Genomic DNA, 758 nt, shown 5'->3' with positions numbered 1-758 from the left:
GACCGCCCTTCCCGGCGCGGTGCTGACGCGCGTCGCCTCGAGCCACATCCGCGTCGGCACCTTCCAGTTCTTCGCGGTCCGCCGCGATACCGAGGCGCTCCGCCGGCTCGCCGATCATGTCATCGCCCGTCATTATCCTGAGCTGCGTGACGTGGAGCGGCCGTATCACGCGCTGCTTGCCGGCGTCGTCGCGCGCCAGGCCGAGCTCGTCGCACGCTGGCTCCTGGTCGGCTTCATCCACGGCGTGATGAACACCGACAACAGCTCGATCTCGGGCGAGACCATCGATTACGGCCCCTGCGCCTTCATGGACGCCTACAATCCCGCGCAGGTGTTTTCCTCGATCGACGAGATGGGCCGTTATGCCTACGCCAACCAGCCGCGTATCGCTTTGTGGAATCTGACGCGGCTTGCCGAATGCCTGCTGCCGCTGTTCTCGGACGAGCAGGAGAAGGCGGTCGCCGAAGCCCAGGACATTCTCGGCGCCTTCTCTGACACGTTCAGCAATGCCTATCAGGCCGGTCTGCGCCAGAAGGTCGGCCTGTTCACGGAGCGCGACGGCGACGATGCGCTGATCCAGGACCTGCTCGACGCCATGGCCAAGAACCAGGCCGACTTCACCCTCACCTTCCGCAAGCTCGGCGATGCCGCGGGTGATGACGCCGCCGACATTCGGGCCCAGTTCATGGAGCCCGCAGCGTTCGACGAATGGGCCGGCCGCTGGCGCGCGCGCATCGCGCTGGAGCCGCAGAGCGCAG

Annotated in this window: 1 protein-coding gene; it reads left to right on the top strand. The window is 66.8% G+C overall.

Features of this window, described 5'->3' with window-relative positions; translation table 11 throughout:
- The coding region (locus MOV75_RS40440; protein ID WP_247008437.1) for a protein adenylyltransferase SelO family protein at window positions 1-758 on the top strand (758 nt) is incomplete at both ends.

The organism is Bradyrhizobium sp. PRIMUS42 (assembly GCF_023006515.1).
Classification (GTDB): domain Bacteria; phylum Pseudomonadota; class Alphaproteobacteria; order Rhizobiales; family Xanthobacteraceae; genus Bradyrhizobium.
The sequence above is the reverse complement of the archived record's forward strand: the minus strand, read 5'-3'. Positions and strand labels throughout refer to the sequence as shown.